The organism is Bowmanella yangjiangensis (genome assembly GCF_017255015.1).
Taxonomy (GTDB): Bacteria; Pseudomonadota; Gammaproteobacteria; order Enterobacterales; family Alteromonadaceae; genus Bowmanella; species Bowmanella yangjiangensis.
This window is the reverse complement of the sequence record NZ_JAFKCS010000386.1, coordinates 1-757: the sequence shown is the minus strand read 5'-3', so window position 1 is coordinate 757 and position 757 is coordinate 1. Positions and strand designations below refer to the sequence as shown.

General features: G+C 67.8%; 1 protein-coding gene. It reads right to left on the bottom strand.

Features of this window, described 5'->3' with window-relative positions; translation table 11 throughout:
- Positions 1 to 742: retention module-containing protein (locus J0A65_RS24715; RefSeq protein WP_232850140.1), on the bottom strand; the 742-nt coding region annotated here is incomplete at its 3' end.
- Between the last annotated feature and the right edge of the window lie 15 nt (positions 743 to 757).

The window sequence follows — 757 nt, the reverse complement described above, 5'->3', positions numbered from 1 at the left end:
CCCCTTCCTCCGGTGCCGCATGGTCCAGTGCGGCCAGCAGGTCGAACTGGTAAGAGCCGGTCGCCAGGTCAGTGACCTGAGCGACGAATACCACGGTAGCCCCGGCGAAAGCCGTGAGCGTCAGGCCGTCTGCACTCACTTCATAGGTGAGCGGAACCCCGCCCGAGCTGATGCCCATCGCAGCCAGACCGGCAGTGGACCAGACGAAGGCGCCGGGGCCGTCGGGGCCGAAGCTGTAACCCAGCACACCTGTGACCTGGGTGGCCTCACCATCCAGGTCGTTCACGCCGCCGACGATGCCGTCGGGCAGGCCTTCTTCATCCACCTGGTTGGAGGCGGTGCCACCGGTGGGAATGCCATCGACTGCCGGGTCGGCCAGCGCAATGGGTTCGGCTTCGGGGAATTCAGGGCCGCTGTTGAGGCCCTCGGTTGGATAACCGATGACCGGATCGAGTGCGCCGCCCACTTCGGTCAGCAGCACGAAGGAGTTGCCACCGCCGGCACCACCCGCGCCACCTGCACCGGCACCCGGACCGGCGGCGGTCGCCTCGCCCTGCAGGGTCGGGTCATCGCCAGCCTCGATCGCGGCCTGCAAGCGCTCGACGTCGGTCAGGTCATCGTCGGTGGGAGGCTGTGGCGCCTCGACCACCGGTGCCTGGGTTTCACCCCGGTACGCGAGCATCTGTGCGTCGAGCGTGATGCTGCTATCGCGGCCAAGGGTCAGTTGCTGACCGTTGGTCATGGAGACTGCCACGGC